Annotated in this window: 15 protein-coding genes; all 15 read left to right on the forward strand. The window is 42.9% G+C overall.

The window, feature by feature from the left end:
- Positions 1 to 7 precede the first annotated feature (7 nt).
- The 15 genes from nuoE (at position 8) to ABIM45_00975 (ending at position 16370) form a co-directional block, all read left to right on the forward strand.
- Positions 8 to 469 carry an NADH-quinone oxidoreductase subunit NuoE gene (nuoE, locus tag ABIM45_00905; GenBank protein MEO0238474.1) on the forward strand — a complete coding sequence of 154 codons (462 nt, stop codon included), beginning with the start codon at positions 8 to 10 and terminating at the stop codon, positions 467 to 469.
- Positions 466 to 2073 (forward strand): NADH-quinone oxidoreductase subunit NuoF, encoded by a 1608-nt coding sequence (gene nuoF / locus ABIM45_00910; GenBank protein ID MEO0238475.1) that lies wholly within the window; start codon positions 466 to 468, stop codon positions 2071 to 2073. Before nuoE ends, nuoF begins: the two co-directional genes overlap by 4 nt.
- 6 nt (positions 2074 to 2079) lie before the next feature.
- The gene (locus ABIM45_00915; protein ID MEO0238476.1) at positions 2080 to 3870 is read left to right on the forward strand and encodes an NADH-dependent [FeFe] hydrogenase, group A6; all 1791 of its coding nucleotides are present in this window, start codon (positions 2080 to 2082) and stop codon (positions 3868 to 3870) included.
- Between the two features lie 11 nt (positions 3871 to 3881).
- The gene (locus ABIM45_00920; protein ID MEO0238477.1) at positions 3882 to 4130 is read left to right on the forward strand and encodes a hypothetical protein; all 249 of its coding nucleotides are present in this window, start codon (positions 3882 to 3884) and stop codon (positions 4128 to 4130) included.
- 54 nt (positions 4131 to 4184) lie between these two features.
- On the forward strand, positions 4185 to 4451 hold the full coding sequence (locus ABIM45_00925) for a TM1266 family iron-only hydrogenase system putative regulator (GenBank protein MEO0238478.1): 267 nt from the start codon (positions 4185 to 4187) through the stop codon (positions 4449 to 4451).
- A gap of 4 nt (positions 4452 to 4455) precedes the next feature.
- Positions 4456 to 5940: a [FeFe] hydrogenase H-cluster radical SAM maturase HydG gene (hydG, locus tag ABIM45_00930; GenBank protein ID MEO0238479.1), complete on the forward strand. Its 1485-nt coding sequence runs from the start codon at positions 4456 to 4458 to the stop codon at positions 5938 to 5940.
- Between the two features lie 7 nt (positions 5941 to 5947).
- Positions 5948 to 6187 (forward strand): hypothetical protein, encoded by a 240-nt coding sequence (locus ABIM45_00935; GenBank protein MEO0238480.1) that lies wholly within the window; start codon positions 5948 to 5950, stop codon positions 6185 to 6187.
- Entirely contained in the window at positions 6171 to 7592 is a 1422-nt protein-coding gene (locus ABIM45_00940) for an aspartate ammonia-lyase (GenBank protein ID MEO0238481.1), read from the forward strand. Before ABIM45_00935 ends, ABIM45_00940 begins: the two co-directional genes overlap by 17 nt.
- A complete protein-coding gene (gene hydE / locus ABIM45_00945; protein ID MEO0238482.1) occupies positions 7567 to 8628 on the forward strand; it encodes a [FeFe] hydrogenase H-cluster radical SAM maturase HydE in 1062 nt (353 codons plus the stop codon). Before ABIM45_00940 ends, hydE begins: the two co-directional genes overlap by 26 nt.
- A complete protein-coding gene (gene hydF, locus ABIM45_00950; GenBank protein MEO0238483.1) occupies positions 8612 to 9823 on the forward strand; it encodes a [FeFe] hydrogenase H-cluster maturation GTPase HydF in 1212 nt (403 codons plus the stop codon). The genes hydE and hydF overlap by 17 nt, the downstream gene beginning before the upstream one ends.
- Positions 9823 to 12534, forward strand: coding sequence for a formate dehydrogenase subunit alpha (gene fdhF, locus ABIM45_00955; GenBank protein ID MEO0238484.1), 2712 nt, complete (start codon positions 9823 to 9825; stop codon positions 12532 to 12534). The genes hydF and fdhF overlap by 1 nt, the downstream gene beginning before the upstream one ends.
- Positions 12535 to 12549: 15 nt before the next feature.
- Positions 12550 to 13428, forward strand: coding sequence for a formate/nitrite transporter family protein (locus ABIM45_00960; GenBank protein MEO0238485.1), 879 nt, complete (start codon positions 12550 to 12552; stop codon positions 13426 to 13428).
- On the forward strand, positions 13400 to 14002 hold the full coding sequence (locus ABIM45_00965; GenBank protein ID MEO0238486.1) for a molybdenum cofactor guanylyltransferase: 603 nt from the start codon (positions 13400 to 13402) through the stop codon (positions 14000 to 14002). The genes ABIM45_00960 and ABIM45_00965 overlap by 29 nt, the downstream gene beginning before the upstream one ends.
- Entirely contained in the window at positions 13995 to 14747 is a 753-nt protein-coding gene (gene fdhD / locus ABIM45_00970) for a formate dehydrogenase accessory sulfurtransferase FdhD (GenBank protein MEO0238487.1), read from the forward strand. The genes ABIM45_00965 and fdhD overlap by 8 nt, the downstream gene beginning before the upstream one ends.
- Positions 14748 to 14873: 126 nt before the next feature.
- The gene (locus ABIM45_00975) at positions 14874 to 16370 is read left to right on the forward strand and encodes a T9SS type A sorting domain-containing protein (GenBank protein ID MEO0238488.1); all 1497 of its coding nucleotides are present in this window, start codon (positions 14874 to 14876) and stop codon (positions 16368 to 16370) included.
- Positions 16371 to 16374: the final 4 nt, after the last annotated feature.

A 16374-nucleotide genomic window follows, 5' to 3' on the forward strand; every position in this document is an offset into this window, starting at 1 on the left:
GGGTGCTATGACAAGGGAAGAAATCCTTAATAAATATGGAAAGTCAAAGGATAACCTTCTTTATATCCTGCACGATATTCAGGATAACAATCCTCAGCATTATCTGACTGACGAGGACCTTAAGGCGGTCGCTAAGTGGTTGAACTTGCCATATAGTTATGTACATGGGGTTGCAACTTTCTACAGTATGTTCAGCTTGAAGCCGCGGGGAAAGTATATTATCAGAGTTTGTGAATCACCCACATGTCACCTTATGGGTTCCAGCGATGTAATTATCGAGCTTGCCAAAACCCTCGGTGTGGGTATCGGCGAGACTACTAAGGATGGACTCTTTACCTTAGAGTTGACTTCTTGCATTGGAGTTTGCGGTGTTGCGCCTGCTATGATGATTAACGAAGAGGTTTTTGGGAATCTAACACCAGAAAGGGTGCGGCAGATAATTGAGGAGAAAAGGAGGGAGTCGAAATGAAGATAGCGAGAATGCATGTCCTTTTACCCGTAGATCCAGATACGGTTCTTGCGGGTGTTATGGAGTTTCAGAAGACCCTCCTGGATGAGCTTAAGAAGAGGAATCTGGAAGATGAAATTAAGGTTTTGGAGACGGGGTCCATTGGGGTTACCGGCAAAGGCATTCTAATGGTGGTTTACCCTGAGGGTGTCTATTATGCCAACTTGAAAATCAGTGATATTCCTAAGATTGTGGAAGAGCACTTTTTAAAGGGAAGGCCAGTTAAGGAGTTATTACTGGGCGAAGTTCCCGCAAGGTTTGTTAAAAAGGAAAAGGTTGGACTCACAAGGGAACAGAAAAGGGTTGTTCTTGAGAATGTAGGAGTTATAGACCCTGAGAATATTGATGACTACATCGCGGCAGGTGGCTATGAGGCACTGGAGAAGGTTCTTACCTCAATGAAGCCTGAGGATGTGATCGAGGAGATTAAGAAGTCGGGTTTGAGGGGAAGAGGAGGCGCGGGTTTCCCAACGGGAATTAAGTGGGAGTCAGCCAGAAAGGCCCCTGGAGATGAAAAATTTGTAATTTGTAACGCCGATGAAGGCGAACCTGGGACCTTTAAGGATAGATTGATCCTTGAGGGTGACCCTCACAAATTGATAGAGGGAATGATCATTGCAGGTTATGCCATTGGAGCCGAGAAAGGTTACATATATGTTAGAGGTGAATACGAACTCTCCATTAGAAGACTGCAAAAGGCTATTCAGGATGCTTACAATTACAACATCCTTGGTAAAAACATCCTGGGAACCAATGTAAATTTTGATTTGGAGATCAAAAAAGGTGCAGGTGCTTACGTGTGTGGTGAAGAAACTGCTCTTATTGAATCTCTCGAGGGGAAGAGAGGCCAACCTCGCAATAAACCGCCTTATCCAGTAACTCACGGTTTATGGATGAAACCAACAGTCGTAAACAATGTTGAGACCCTTGCCAATGTACCTCCCATAATTAAAAACGGTGCAGATTGGTACAGAACTATGGGTACAGAAAAATGCCCTGGCACGAAGGTCTTTACCATCCTTGGACATGTAGTATATCCTGGTCTTGTGGAAGTAGAAATGGGTACTCCTCTAAGGGATATAATCTTCAATTACGGTGGCGGAATAAAAGACGGGAAGAAGTTTAAGGCAGCCCTTGTGGGTGGTGCGGCTGGAGTTTTCTTGCCCGAAAGTCTCCTTTCGGTGAAGATGGATTTTGATAATCTCAGAGAATATAAAGCAGTCCTTGGATCTGGTGCCATTCTTGTTATGAACGAAGACACCTGTATGGTTGATATGCTCTTCTCTATTATAAGATTCTTCAAGCATGAATCTTGTGGGCAATGTTCTCCTTGCAGAATCGGTACTTATGAACTTTATGCTTTAATTAACAAAGTTAGGACAGGGGAGGCAGAAGTAGGCGACCTTGATAAAATGGTTAGCCTCTCAGAAGCTATGTATAAATCTTCTTTCTGCCCCCTTGGGCAGTCTTTAATCATGCCTGTAAAAAGTGCAATTGAGAACTTCAGGGAAGAATTTGTTGCCCATCTTGATAAAAACTATAAGTGTGAAAAATGCAGGAGGTAACCTTTTATGGCTGAAATGATTAAATTGTATATAGACGGTAAAGAAGTAGAGATTGAACAAGGTAAAACCATTTTGGATGCTGCAAAAAAGGCTGGAATTCATATTCCTACATTGTGTTATCATCCTGATCTACCTCCCACAGGGGCTTGTGGAGTGTGTGTTGTGGAAGTGGAGGGCTCTCCAACCCCCAAGAGGGCCTGTTGTACCCCTGTTTCACCCAATATGAAAGTTACGACAAATACGAAGGCTCTCAGGGAAGTTAGGAAAACTATTCTTCAGCTTTTACTCTCTGATCACGATGTAACATGCCCCACTTGTCCTGCCAATGAAAAATGTGAACTTCAGTCTTTAGCAAACTACCTCGGGGTGGACATGAATGGGCTTCCCAAAATTCTTGAGAGAAAACCCGTTGATGATACGAGTATAGCAATTATTAAGGATCCCAATAAGTGCATTTTATGTGGAAGGTGTGTAATTGTATGTAACGAATTACAAACTGTGTCGGCGATAACTATTGCAAATAGGGGATTTGAAGCAGAAGTGGATACTTTCTTTTCTCAGGGACTCGGGAATAGCCCGTGTGTAAACTGCGGACAGTGCACAGTTTTCTGCCCGACTGGAGCTCTTAGTGAGAGGAGCGAAATTGACCTTGTATGGGATGCACTCACGGATCCCAACAAAGTGGTAGTGGTGCAGGAAGCACCTTCTATCAGGGTTACCCTTGGAGAGGAATTTGGAATGGAAGTTGGAACCGTCACCGTTGGAAAGATGTATGCTGCTCTTAGAAAACTCGGTTTTGATGTGATTTTCGATACCAACTTTGCGGCAGATTTGACAATTATGGAAGAGGCAAATGAGCTTGTGGATAGGATTAAGAATGGGAAACCATTGCCTCTTATCACCTCTTGTTCTCCAGGATGGATTAAATTTATGGAGACCTTCTTCCCCGATCTTGCTGAGCATGTTTCCACTTGTAAATCACCTCAACAAATGTTTGGACCCCTCGCGAAAACGTATTTTGCTAAGGAATCGGGAATTGACCCCTCAAAGATTGTCAGCGTTTCAATAATGCCTTGCACTGCTAAAAAGTTTGAGGCAAGAAGACCCGAGATGAGGGATTCGGGCTATCAGGATGTGGATTATGTTCTGACGACAAGGGAGTTTGTGAGGATGTTGAAATCGGCTGGTATTGATCTTAAGGAACTACCTGAGGAAAAACCTGATGAGCTAATGGGAATGTATTCCGGTGCTGGAACTATCTTTGGGGTCACTGGCGGAGTTATGGAGGCAGCAGTTAGAACTGCCTACTGGATGTTAACGGGCAAAGAGCTGGAAAACCTTGACATTACCGCTGTAAGAGGGATGGCAGGAATTAAAGAGGCTGAACTTGAGATTAACGGGCTTAAGGTGAAGGTAGCGGTAGCTCACGGGCTTGGTAATGCAAGGGAACTCCTGACGAAGGTTAGAAAGCAGATAGAAGAAACAGGAAAGAGCGAATATGCTTTTATAGAAATTATGGCCTGCCCTGGTGGATGTGTAGGTGGCGGTGGACAGCCTAAGGGTAGCACCTTTGCAATGAGAGCCAGAAGGGGTGAAGGATTGTATAAAGAGGATAAGTCTTTACCTATTCGTAGGTCTCATGAAAACCCTGCAATCAAGAGAGTCTATGAGAGGTTCCTTGGAAAACCAGGTTCTGAGATTGCACACAAATTATTACATACCTATTATTATAAGCGCTGCGATTACACAGGTTGCACCATTGAGGCCGTTACGCATAAACATGTTGAACATCACTGAGGAGGTAGATTATGAATGAAAAGTGGGGAATACATACAATAACGATAGCAATGACTGACAATTCCTATGCTATGAAGGTTCAGGATATCCTTCACCGATATGCCAATTTCATTTATGGACGGCTTGGATTGCCATCGAAATGTGCGAGATTTTTCATTATAACGGTGGTTTTCCTTGGAGAAGAAGAAAAGGCATTAGAACTTGCTGAAGCTTTAAGAAAGGAAGTCCCGGAAGTCAGAGTGGGAATTAGCAGTCTGTAAAAGGCCGCTTTCCCCGCTCTGAGGGGAGGGGAACACCTGAACCAAGGAGGGGAAATGAAAAACTTAAGTAGCGATTCCGATAGATTAGGTTTAATAGGAATTTTTGTAAATGATAAAGAGGCTGTAAAGCCTCTTCAGGAAATTATATCCGCTTATTCGTCGAAAATCCTCGGGAGGGCTGGCTTTAACGTTCCCGAGTCCACTGTCATTGTTCTTCTCTTCAAAGGGAGTACCGATGATCTTGGCGCTTTTACAGGAAAAATTGGCAAAATAAAGGGGATTCAGGTAAAAACCCTTTTAAAGAAGGAACTTAGGGGGTGATATAATGGTGCAAATTGAAAGCTGGATCAAGGGTAGAATAAAAGAGGATGAAATTGACAAGTATCTTGAAGATGGACGCGATTTCATCAACGATGAAGAGATCTGGGAAAAAATAAATCGTTACAAAAATCCTGACAAAAACTGGGTCAGGGAAATTTTTGATAAGGCTCTCCGCATCGAGACATTGACGCCCGATGAAACCGCCGCTCTCATTAATATAGAAGATGAAGATCTTATCGAAGAGATGAAGCAAGTTGCCAATAAAATAAAGAAAAAGGTGTATGACAACAGGATAGTTACCTTTGCACCGCTTTACCTCGGCAACTATTGTGTTAACAACTGCCTTTATTGTGGTTTTAGAAGAGACAATAGAGTCATAAAAAGAAAAGTCCTCACCGAAGAGGAGATTGTTAAGGAGGTCGAGGTCCTTGCCGGTGAAATTGGGCACAAACGACTGATTACTGTTTACGGTGAACATCCTACCATGGGCGTTGACTATATCGAAAGGAGCCTTAGGCTTATATACGATGTGAAGGTAAAAGTCCGAAACGGGTATGGTCAAATTAGAAGGTGTAATGTGAATGCTCCACCTCTTCAAATAGAAGAATTGAAGCGATTGGTAGAGGTAGGTATAGGAACTTATCAGGTCTTCCAGGAGACTTACCATCACGAGACCTATGAGATGTTGCACCCTAAGGATACGATTAAGGGAAATTACCGCTGGAGGCTTTACTCAATGCACAGGGCTTTAGAGGCTGGAGTGGATGACGTTGGTATCGGTGCCCTTTTTGGACTTTATGATTGGAGATTTGAGGTTATGGGGCTTCTCTATCATGCTCGAGAATTGGAGAAGAGGTTTGGAATTGGACCCCATACCGTTTCTTTCCCACGCCTTGAGCCTGCTGCAAATACGCCTTTTGTCCAAGAGACTAAATACAAGGTGAGAGACAAAGATTTTGAAAGAGTGGTTCTGATTTTAAGACTCTCAATACCCTACGCTGGGATGATTTTAACAGCGAGGGAACCGAAGGAGATAAGGGATAGGCTCGTACACTACGGAATTACGCAGATGGATGCTTCCACGAAAATTGGCATAGGTGCTTATAGTGATCGTTACAGTGAGCAAGAGCTGGAAAGACAGCAATTCTTAATAGGGGACACAAGAAGCCTTGACGAGCTCATAAGAGACCTTGCTAAATTTGGGTATATTACCTCTTTCTGTACGGCAGGCTACAGGTGCGGAAGGACTGGTGATCTGATTATGAAACTTTTAAAAACAGGAAAGGAAGGTCAGTTCTGCAAGTTAAATGCAGTACTCACCTTTAAAGAGTGGCTGCTTGACTTTGCCAGTGATGAAACCCGTGCAATTGGCGAGAAGTTGATCGAAAAGGAACTTTTGGAAATAAAAGAGAAATTACCGAGGACTTACGATAAGGTCCTTGAATATTTGAAGAGATTGGAAAATGGAGAGAGGGACCTTTTCTTCTGAGAAGATAATGGACTTTTTAAGGGAGATTAAGTCGAAATACGAGACTGGGGGTGTCTGGATTTCGAGGAAATTGGGGAAACGCTGGTCTTTCCTTGTGGGGATTGAACCTGAGGGGACTTCTCCACCCTGTTTTCTTGAGATAAACGATGATTTTGCCCTTTTTTGTGAAGATGGAGAATTGTTAAAGAGGGATTGGGATACCGTAAAAGCAAAACTGCAGGAGATACTTTATGCGGATAGAACGTGACCTTCTTGGTGAGAGGTTTTTGCCCGATGATGTCTATTATGGTATTCAGACTTTAAGGGCGCTGGAGAATTTTCCTCTTTCTGGATTGCGATGGCCTCCCGTTTTCATTAAAAGTTTTGCCCTTGTTAAGAAGGCTTGTGCCCTTGTTAATATGGAACTTGGTTATTTAGAAAAGGTTAAAGGGGATGCGATTGTTAAAGCCTGTGATGAGTTGATTGAGGGCAAATTACACGACCAGATATTGGTAGATCCCTTTCAAGGTGGTGCTGGGACCTCCACAAATATGAATTTTAATGAGGTGATTGCTAATAGAGCCCTTGAGCTTCTTGGAAAGAAGAAGGGAGAATATGACTATATCCACCCCCTTGAACATGTAAATATGCACCAGTCTACTAATGATGTCTTCCCCACTGCTTCCAAAGTTGCAATTCTTTTCGAACTAAGGGAGCTGGAAACAGAGATAGCACGTTTGCAGGAAGCCTTTCAGGAAAAGGAAAGGGAGTTCAGATCGGTGGTGAAGCTGGGGAGGACTGAACTGCAGGATGCAGTTCCCATAACCTTGGGAATGGAGTTTAGTGCCTATGCTGAAGCTGTTGCCAGAGACAGGTGGAGGATTTTTAAGGCAAGGGAGCGCATAAAGGTTGTTAATCTGGGAGGAACGGCTGTAGGAACGGGACTTGGGGCACCGAGGGAGTATATCTTCAGGGTTACAGACGTTTTAAGGGACCTTACGGGACTTAATATTGCACGTTCTGAAAACTTAGTCGATGCTACTCAGAACCTTGATTCCATTGTGGAGGTTTCTGGACTTTTAAAGACCTACGCAGTGAATCTATTAAAAATATCCAATGATTTAAGGCTTTTAAGCAGTGGACCTGATGGCGGCATTGCAGAGATAAAACTTCCTGCGGTTCAACCTGGCTCTACAATTATGCCAGGTAAGGTAAACCCTGTAATTGCAGAAGCTGTTGGGCAGGTTTCTCTAAGGGTGATGGCCAATGACGAGATTGTGAGTTATGCAGCGGGACTTGGACAGCTGGAACTAAATCAGTTCCACCCCCTTTTAACCTATGCCCTCCTTGAGAGTTTGCAACTCCTTAAAAGTGTTACAAGGGTTTTTGCTGAGAAATGTGTGAAAGGTATTACTTCAAATGAAACGAGATGTAAAGAGTTGGTAGAAAAAAGTAAGACTATTGCAACCGTTCTTGTTCCCATTCTCGGTTATGAAAAGGTAAAGGAAATTGTGGAGGAGGCAAAAAGGAGGGGATGTACAGTAATCGACCTTTTGATCCACGACAAAATTATGGAGGAAGAGAAGGTCAAGGAGCTTTTGAGTCCTAAAAGAATGTACAAACTGGGCTTCACAGAGGAGGATCTGAATGAATTTAAGCCTCAAGGAGATTGAAGAACTCCTTCTGGGGAAAGACGACCAATGGCTCTTCTCAGAAGCAGGGCGTATCAGGGATGAAGTTTTTGGCAAGTCCGTTTTCTTAAGGGGGGTTATCGAATTTTCAAATTACTGTCACGACAATTGCCTCTACTGTGGATTGAGATGGGAAAACAGGAAGTTAAGAAGATACAGGGTTCCCTTTGATCAAATTATAGAAACGGCTGAGGTTGGGTACTTAGAGGGACTTAGGACCATAGTATTGCAATCGGGAAATGATTATTTTTATAAAAGCCACGAGGTCTCAAAATTGATAAGGGAAATTCTAAGTCGCATTGATGTGGTAATTACTCTCTCTCTCGGCGAACGCAGATTTGAGGAGCTGGCGGAGTGGCGAGAAGCGGGGGCAGAGAGATATCTTATTAAGGTGGAGACCTTTGACTCTGAGATTTATGAAAAGTACCGTCCGGGACGAAGTTTAGATGAAAGGCTAACTATGATAAAATGGTTGAAGGAACTGGGTTACGAGGCTGGGTCCGGTATAATTGTAGGATTACCAGGTTATACTATTGAAAAATTGGCTAAAGATTTGGTTAAATTAACGGAACTGGAGTTGGAGATGATTGCTGTAGGTCCCTTTATCCCACACCCGGACACCCCTTTAGGGTCACATCCTCATGGTAGCGCCCTTCTCACAGTAAGGTGTATAGCTATTCTTAGAATTTTAAATCCATATGCCAACATACCCTCTACCAGTGCCCTTGCTTCGATTACTGATTACAGTGATTTTCCCGAGTTTTTAAAGGAACAAATGGACTTGAAATTTTTAGATTGGAGGGCTGCGGGTCTTATCGCAGGTGCTAACGTTTTGATGCCATCAATAACCCCTTCCGATGTGAGGGTGCTGTACAATATATATCCGGGCAAAAATGTGAAGTGCCATTGTTCCATTGAGGAAGTTAACTATTTACGTAATCTTGTGGAAGGTGTTAGACTTAAAGTAGAAATTTCTAAAGGTTACTCGCCCAGGAGGTTTTATGCAAAAGGCTCCTAAGGGAGAGAGGATTATCATTGTCTTGTTGGGCAGGAGGAATGTGGGTAAATCGAGTTTGATCAATGCCCTTGTAGGTCAAGAAATTGCCTTAGTATCTGATATCCCGGGTACTACCACTGACCCTGTTGATAAACATTATGAACTCCTGCCCCTTGGCCCCGTTACTTTTTATGATACCGCGGGGCTTGATGACGTCGGCGAATTGGGGGAAATGAGGATTAAAGCAACAAAGAGAGTTTTAATGAAGGCGGATCTGGCTCTTCTTGTCACAGACGAAAAAGGGCTTGGCGAAGAAGAATTTAAAATCATTGGTGAGCTTGAGGAAAAGAAGATACCCTTTATTGTGGTCTTCAACAAAATTGATTTGGGTGCTCCACGGGAGGAAGATATTAACTTTTGCACTTCAAAAGGCATTCCCTTTGCATTAGTTTCAGCAAATAGGGGAGATGGTATTGATAGACTCAAGGATTTGATAATTAAAGTGGCCCCTGATTATTTAAAAAGGGAACAGGTGCTGGTTGGAGATCTAATTAAAGGCGGAGATATTGTCCTCTTAGTGGTTCCCATTGACCTTGCAGCTCCAAAGGGGAGGCTCATCCTCCCACAGGTCCAGGTTTTGAGAGACATTCTTGATAACGACGCAATTGGCATTATCGTAAAGGAAAGGGAACTGGAAGAAGCCTTACAATCACTTAACAAAAAGCCGGCCCTTGTTATTACGGATTCTCAGGTGATTTTAAAAGTAGCGGGAGATGTCCCTAAGGATATTCCTCTAACTACTTTTTCTATCCTCTTTGCGAGGTATAAGAGTGGAGCTCTTAGAACCTTAGTGGAAGGGCTTAAGCAAATAGATAAATTGAAGGACGGCGATAAGGTTTTGATTTCTGAGGCATGCTCTCACCATGTTCAGGCTGATGACATTGGCCGGGTTAAGATACCGAGGTGGATCTCTCAATACACGGGCAAAGACATCAAATTTGACGTGATATCGGGGGGCGATTTTCCTGAGAATCTCGAAGACTATAAGCTGGTTATCCATTGCGGTGCCTGCATGTTGACTCCAACGGAGATGAGACGTAGAATGATAGAAAGCTTGAGGAGGGGCGTTCCTATAACAAACTATGGGGTAACCATTTGTAAGGTGCAGGGTGTATTGGAGAGAGTTTTGGAACCTTTTGAAAAAGGAGGTCTTTGATGAGTAGGTTGGTTAAAATAACCATTGATGGTAGAGAGATAATGGCGCCCGAAGGGGAGCCCGTTCTTAAGGTTGCTAAAGAAAATGGAATCCCAATCCCATCGTTATGCTTTTTAGAAGGTCTTACACCCAGTGGATTGTGCAGACTCTGTATAGTGAAGGTTGAGGGAAGACCTGGTATGGTGCCATCCTGCCTTTTGACTGTCCAGGAAGGGATGAAAATTACCGCCTTTGATGAAGAACTCGAAAATACACGGAAAATTTTACTAGATAACATTCTTTCAGAGCATAATGATGACTGTATAAATTGTGATAAGGACGGCAACTGTGAATTGCAGGATTTAGCCTACAGGTATGGACTCGGAAGGGATAAAAGGATGTTTGCTCCTTTGTGGCAGCAAATTGAGAGAAAGATCGACGACTCGTCACCAGTTTTGATGTATGACTCTTCGAAATGTATAAAGTGTATGCGCTGCATCAAGGCATGTGCCGAGCTTCAGGTGAAGAATGTGTTAAGCTTTGCCGAGAGGGGTATTGATACCTATGTTGTTGCAGGACTTGGAAAGTGGTCCGAATCCGAGTGTGATGGTTGTGGTCAGTGTGTGCAAGCCTGTCCAACGGGAGCGTTAGTGGAAAAATGGGAAAATTACGGTGTAAAGGTCAGGGCAAAGGATGTAGATAAAAAGGTTGTTACTACCTGTCCTTACTGCGGAGTGGGATGCCAGTTAGAATTGTGGATAAAGGATAACAGGATTGTAAAGGTTTTAGGAGCTAATGAAATCCCCAACGAAGGGAAGACCTGCGTGAAAGGGCGTTTCGGACTCGACTTTGTTCACAAACCCGATAGGTTGACGAAGCCATTAATTAAGAAAAATGGCAAATTTGAAGAGGTTGAGTGGGATGAAGCCCTTGATTACGTTGCAAAGAAACTAACTGAGATTAAGGAAAAGTATGGGCCCGACGCTATTGCTGGACTGGCCTCTGCTAAATGCACCAATGAGGAGAATTATGTCTTTCAGAAATTCATGAGGGCTGTAATCGGAACCAACAATGTTGACCACTGTGCAAGACTTTGCCACGCTTCTACTGTGGCTGGCCTTGCCAGAGCCTTCGGATCGGGGGCAATGACTAATACTATTAAAGAACTGGAATTTGCAGATGTGATTCTCGTGACTGGATCCAATACTACCGAAACACATCCTGTTATAGCCACTTATATAAAGAGGGCCGTTGTTTTCCATGGTGCAAAATTGATCGTTGTAGACCCGAGGAGAATCGACCTTGTAAAGTATGCAACCCTCCATCTCCAGCAGAGAAACGGTACCGATGTGGCATGGATAAATGGAATGCTCCATGTGATATGGAAAGAAAAACTTTACAATGAAGAATTTATCAAAAATAGGACCGAAGACTTCGAATCGATTATTCCGATAATTGAAAAGTACACACCGGAAAAAGTAGAAGAAATAACCGGCATTCCAAAGGAAAAACTTATTGAAGCGGCAAGGTTATATGCTACTGCAAAGAAGGCATCGATCGTTTACTCCATGGGAATTACCCAGCATACTACCGGTGTTGATAATGTTCTCTCTCTGGCAAATCTGGCGATGATGACCGGTCAAATTGGTAGGGAATCTACCGGTGTGAATCCATTGAGGGGCCAAAATAATGTTCAAGGTGCTTGCGATATGGGTGCTCTCCCTGATGTCTATTCTGGATATCAAAAGGTTGTAGACGAACAGGCAAGAAAGAAATTTGAGGAGGCATGGGGAGTGAAATTGCCCGATAAACCCGGTCTTACCGTTGTGGAGATGATGAATGCGGCTGTGGAAGGGAAAATTAAGGCCTTCTATATGATGGGTGAGAACCCCATGATGTCTGATCCCAACATTCCCCATGTAAAAGAGGCACTGGAAAAGGCTGAATTCATTGTATGCCAGGACATCTTCATGACAGAAACAACCCAGTACGCTGATGTTGTCCTCCCTGTTGCCTCTTTTGCCGAAAAAGAAGGGACCTTTACCAATACTGAAAGGCGAGTTTTGAAAGTTAACAAAGCGATTGAACCGCTTCCAGGGATCAGAGCAGACTGGGAAATAGTTCAGGAGGTAGCGAGGAGAATGGGATATGAAATGAATTACAACTCCTGGGAAGATATTTTAAGAGAAATCAACAGACTTACCCCAATTTACGGTGGAATAACACCGGAGAGAGTAAATAAGGGTGAAAAATTACAGTGGCCTTGTCCAACGCCTGAACATCCTGGAACACCATATCTTCACAAAGAGAAATTCTCTCGTGGTCTTGGTAAATTCCACCCTGTAGACTTTATTCCTCCAGCAGAACTCCCCGATGAAAATTACCCATTCATTCTATCTACTGGCAGAATGCTTTACCACTATCACACTGCCACAATGACAAGAAGAAGTAACTCGCTGGTTAAATATATCAATGAACCCTATATGGAAATGAATCCTGATGACATGGAAAGACTCGGCATAAAGGATGGAGAAAAGGTTAAGGTCTCTTCTCGCCGTGGTTCTATAGAGATTAAAGCCATAGCCAGCGAAAGGGTATTCCCAGGCCTTGTTTTCATACCATTCCACTTTAGGGAGGCTGCAGCTAACATTTTAACAAATGATGCTTTAGACCCAATTGCAAAAATTCCAGAATATAAAGTTTGTGCATGTAAGATTGAAAAGTTAAATTAAACAGGAGGTGTACGTATGGAGTTTGAATGCAGAGCCCCAGCCAATGTGGCAGATCAACTTACCAATGATGTGTGTATTAAAAAGGTGACTGCAAGCTTTACCAAGCTCTTGGTGCTTGGTATTCTTGCAGGTGTCTATATCGGCTTTGGAGCCGAGCTTTCTACCATGGTCGGTCACGACCTGGCTAAATATCTGGGCGTCGGATTTGCAAGATTTCTCCAGGGAGCGGTATTCTCCGTAGGACTAATGCTGGTGGTTATTGCAGGTGCTGAACTCTTCACAGGAAATAATCTCATCATGCTCTCCGTCCTTGACGGCAAAACCTCCGTTGGTAGACTGCTTTACAACTGGGTAGTTGTCTATATCGCGAACTTTATAGGTTCTCTTCTCCTTGTAGTTCTTATGTACTGGACAGAATTGTGGAAGATGAATGGAAATCTGGTTGGTGCTTATGCTCTTTCCATAGCGAATTCAAAGGTCAGTCTTGGATTCCTTCCCGCCTTTGCTCGTGGTATTTTGTGTAACTGGCTTGTGTGTCTTGCAGTTTGGATGGCCCTCGCATCCCGGGATGTGATCGGTAAAATCTTTGCCATATTCTTCCCCATCATGGCCTTCGTCGCTTCAGGCTTTGAACACTCCATAGCCAATATGTACTTCATCCCTATGGGTATTTTCTTAAAGAATGTTCCCGATGTGGTGAATGCTGCTGTTAATGCTGGCCTCGTTAAGGTTGTTGAAGAGACGGGGATGCCGAACCTCACCAATCTTACCTGGTACGGCTTCTTCGTGAAGAACCTTATTCCTGTTACCCTTGGGAACATTATCGGTGGTGCCGGCTTTGTTGCTACTCTCTACTGGCTTGTTTATGTCAGAAAACCAAAGGAACAAAAGTAAGAGCCTTATAATTCTGGCTGGTGGTAAGTCCAGGAGGATGGGTGTTCCAAAGCCCATCCTCCTGGTAAACCATAAGAGGTTGATTGATTATTCAATTGAGAGGATTAAGGACCTCTTCGACGATGTCCTTGTGGTTGTAAAAGAAAATAGTCAATGTATCGAGCCGTATATCTGTGTTTATGATAATTTTTCTGAGTATGCTCCCATTTTTGGCCTTTATTCTGGTTTAAAGGCCTCAAAGAGTTTTATTAATCTTTTCCTGGCGTGTGATATGCCCTTTGTGAAAAGGGAACTGGTGCATTTTTTATTAGAAAAGGCTGAAAAGAGTGATGCAGATGCACTGGTCCCTGTAGTCAATGGGTATTATGAACCTCTTTTGGCAATTTACAAGAAATCCTGTATCGAGGCGATAGAGGAGCAAATAAAGGTTGGAAACTTAAAAACTACAGGGTTTTACCCATATATTAAATTAGAAGCTGTTCCCGAAGAAGAGATAAAAACCTTTGACCCTGAGTTACAGAGTTTTGTCAATATAAATACAAAGGAAGATTTGAGAGCCTATTTCCGTGATTGAGATAAGAAAAATCCTTCGCATTTCCGGTGATAGGGTAGAATCCTTAGAAGATTACATTGCACAGGAAGAGTTTGTAGAAGTTGTTCACGAGGGTAAAGTCCTTACAAGGCATGCCCTTTCTCCTTCCGAACTTGTCGAGTGGGCGGTGGGTTATTTATATACCAACCTAATGATAAAGGACCTTGCAAAGGTAAAAATCCGAGAAGAGAACGGAAAAGTTTTGGTTGACGGGGAAATCTATTTTGATATTGGAACTTTCTGGACTGGCACTTCAGGGTGTGGATCTTCCGTTCAAAACCTTTGCATGGCTGACTTGCCAAATCTTAAAGATGTGCAGGTCCATTTTCCAATTTCCAGAATCTTTGAAATTTTTGAAGAGTTTAATCAGAAGTCAATCAACTTTAAATTAGCAGGTTCTTTGCATTCATCGGCGGTCTGTGATGAGTCCGGGATTCTCTATTTTTCAGAGGATATTGCACGTCACAACTCGGTAGATAAGGTCATAGGGAAGGCATTAATTGAGGGCAGAGAGCTTTCAAAAACCTTTCTCTTGACCAGTGGAAGAATATCAAGTGAGATCGTAAGAAAGTCATTAGTGGCCAAAATTCCAATCATTGTTTCTCACTCTGCTCCGACTACTTTTGCAATAGATTTAGCCCAGGCAGCGGGTATTACCCTCGTTGGATTCCTTAGAGGGAAAAAATGCAATATTTATACAGAATCCGGCCGAATTTTAGTCCCCTAAAATAGCTCGGTTAGCGAGTCTAACAATCTTAAATCCCTTAATACAGATTGCTGAAACAAAACTGTTAAGAAATTTGACACCCTAATACTTGACATTCTTAATCACACTTTATATAATATTTAAACTATGCGTAGCTTGTTAGTATTTCTAAGTTTGATAGGTCAGATAAGGGACTCTACAGTCCAGGTTCAGTATTATGGCTACTCCTACAGGACCAACAACTGGTACGGTGGCAGCACGACTAATTTTTACGTATACATAAGAGATGATGACCCATTAAGCTATCCCATAATGGTCGGATACGATGAAGACTGGCTTGACGAGTGGGCGAGAGGTTATGTTCAATTTGACCTTTCTTTCATCCCCGATGGCGCAACTATCCAGAGTGCTGGATTAAGACTTTATGTGGCATATGACGGTCAGTGGTCTGACGAGTGGAATGGTAGCTGGAGTTACCTATGGCTACTTAGTATGGAAAACAACCTCGCTGATTGGTATCCATACAGCGGCGGCGAAAGCTCAACCCTCTTCAATGATGCTTATGACGGCTATTTGTTCGTTGATAACCCATTTTATGTGCAGATGGATCCCCAATATAACCTCTATTATCCCTCCGATAGCACCTTTTTGCCCCTCAATCAAACCTTCGTTGATTATCTGAACAGTCGCTTAAGTCAAGGGATTAAATGGGTTGGTCTCGGCATTGTAAAGTATGACGAAGAGGGCTCTGATGCAGGTGTGAACTTTTTTGGTGAAAAGACCTATCTCTATGTATCCTATAGAATGCCTAATCAACCTGTTCTATACGATCCTCAGATATACCCAGATACGGGTGAGTTTGGTTCCCAATTTACCTTTTTAATTCGTTACTACGATAATTACAGTTATCCGCCTTATGAAGCCAATTTGGTTTTATTGAGACCCGATGGTATTGAAGATACCCTCGGTCTTTCCCTTCTCCAGGGACAGGCATACGATGGAATCTACGGTCTCAGGTATCCGCTTTATATTGAAGGGCAGTATAATGTTTACTTCTACTTCGTTAATTCCCAAGGAGTTTATTGTAGATACCCTTCCAGTGGCTATACCTCTGGTCCTTATGTAATGAGAGATACAATTTATTTATATAACCCCACAATTAGTGCAGACACGGGAACAACCTCTGTACCCTTCACTTTCCATGTAGATTATTACTCTCGCTTTACCCATTGTGATAGCGTAAAACTGTTTTATTTCCTCTACGAGCCTTTCGATACGGTAAAGCAGGATACTGTGGGTGTTCTAATGGACCTTGTTACTGGAAATACTTTACAGGGTTCCTATGAGAAGGTCCTTCCCTTAGGTGTGGGACATTACAAACATTATTACGTAGCTTACACCTACAAAGGAGAATTTAGGTATCCTGATGTTGATGCATTAGATGGGCCAATAGTCCTTCAAAGCGGAGTTGGGGAAAGTATTGCCCAACTTGGTAATTATGAAGTTTTTGATGTAACTGGTAGGTTTGTGGGGAGGATCAACTCCCCGTCAGAGCTTAAGGGTTTGAGGCTCCCTTCAGGGATTTACTTCTTGAGGCAAAAGGGTGCTAATAGTAAAGTCAAGAAAGTAATTTACTGGAGGTAATCTT

Source organism: candidate division WOR-3 bacterium (genome assembly GCA_039803545.1).
Taxonomy (GTDB): domain Bacteria; phylum Hydrothermota; class Hydrothermia; order UBA1063; family UBA1063; genus UBA1063.

What these genes read in the sequence shown, in the direction of transcription:
- nuoE (MEO0238474.1), top strand. Translation starts at nt 8, where the DNA reads ATGACAAGGGAAGAAATCCTTAATAAATATGGAAAGTCAAAGGATAAC.
- nuoF (MEO0238475.1), top strand. Translation starts at nt 466, where the DNA reads ATGAAGATAGCGAGAATGCATGTCCTTTTACCCGTAGATCCAGATACG.
- ABIM45_00915 (MEO0238476.1), top strand. Translation starts at nt 2,080, where the DNA reads ATGGCTGAAATGATTAAATTGTATATAGACGGTAAAGAAGTAGAGATT.
- ABIM45_00920 (MEO0238477.1), top strand. Translation starts at nt 3,882, where the DNA reads ATGAATGAAAAGTGGGGAATACATACAATAACGATAGCAATGACTGAC.
- ABIM45_00925 (MEO0238478.1), top strand. Translation starts at nt 4,185, where the DNA reads ATGAAAAACTTAAGTAGCGATTCCGATAGATTAGGTTTAATAGGAATT.
- hydG (MEO0238479.1), top strand. Translation starts at nt 4,456, where the DNA reads ATGGTGCAAATTGAAAGCTGGATCAAGGGTAGAATAAAAGAGGATGAA.
- ABIM45_00935 (MEO0238480.1), top strand. Translation starts at nt 5,948, where the DNA reads ATGGACTTTTTAAGGGAGATTAAGTCGAAATACGAGACTGGGGGTGTC.
- ABIM45_00940 (MEO0238481.1), top strand. Translation starts at nt 6,171, where the DNA reads ATGCGGATAGAACGTGACCTTCTTGGTGAGAGGTTTTTGCCCGATGAT.
- hydE (MEO0238482.1), top strand. Translation starts at nt 7,567, where the DNA reads ATGAATTTAAGCCTCAAGGAGATTGAAGAACTCCTTCTGGGGAAAGAC.
- hydF (MEO0238483.1), top strand. Translation starts at nt 8,612, where the DNA reads ATGCAAAAGGCTCCTAAGGGAGAGAGGATTATCATTGTCTTGTTGGGC.
- fdhF (MEO0238484.1), top strand. Translation starts at nt 9,823, where the DNA reads ATGAGTAGGTTGGTTAAAATAACCATTGATGGTAGAGAGATAATGGCG.
- ABIM45_00960 (MEO0238485.1), top strand. Translation starts at nt 12,550, where the DNA reads ATGGAGTTTGAATGCAGAGCCCCAGCCAATGTGGCAGATCAACTTACC.
- ABIM45_00965 (MEO0238486.1), top strand. Translation starts at nt 13,400, where the DNA reads ATGTCAGAAAACCAAAGGAACAAAAGTAAGAGCCTTATAATTCTGGCT.
- ABIM45_00975 (MEO0238488.1), top strand. Translation starts at nt 14,874, where the DNA reads ATGCGTAGCTTGTTAGTATTTCTAAGTTTGATAGGTCAGATAAGGGAC.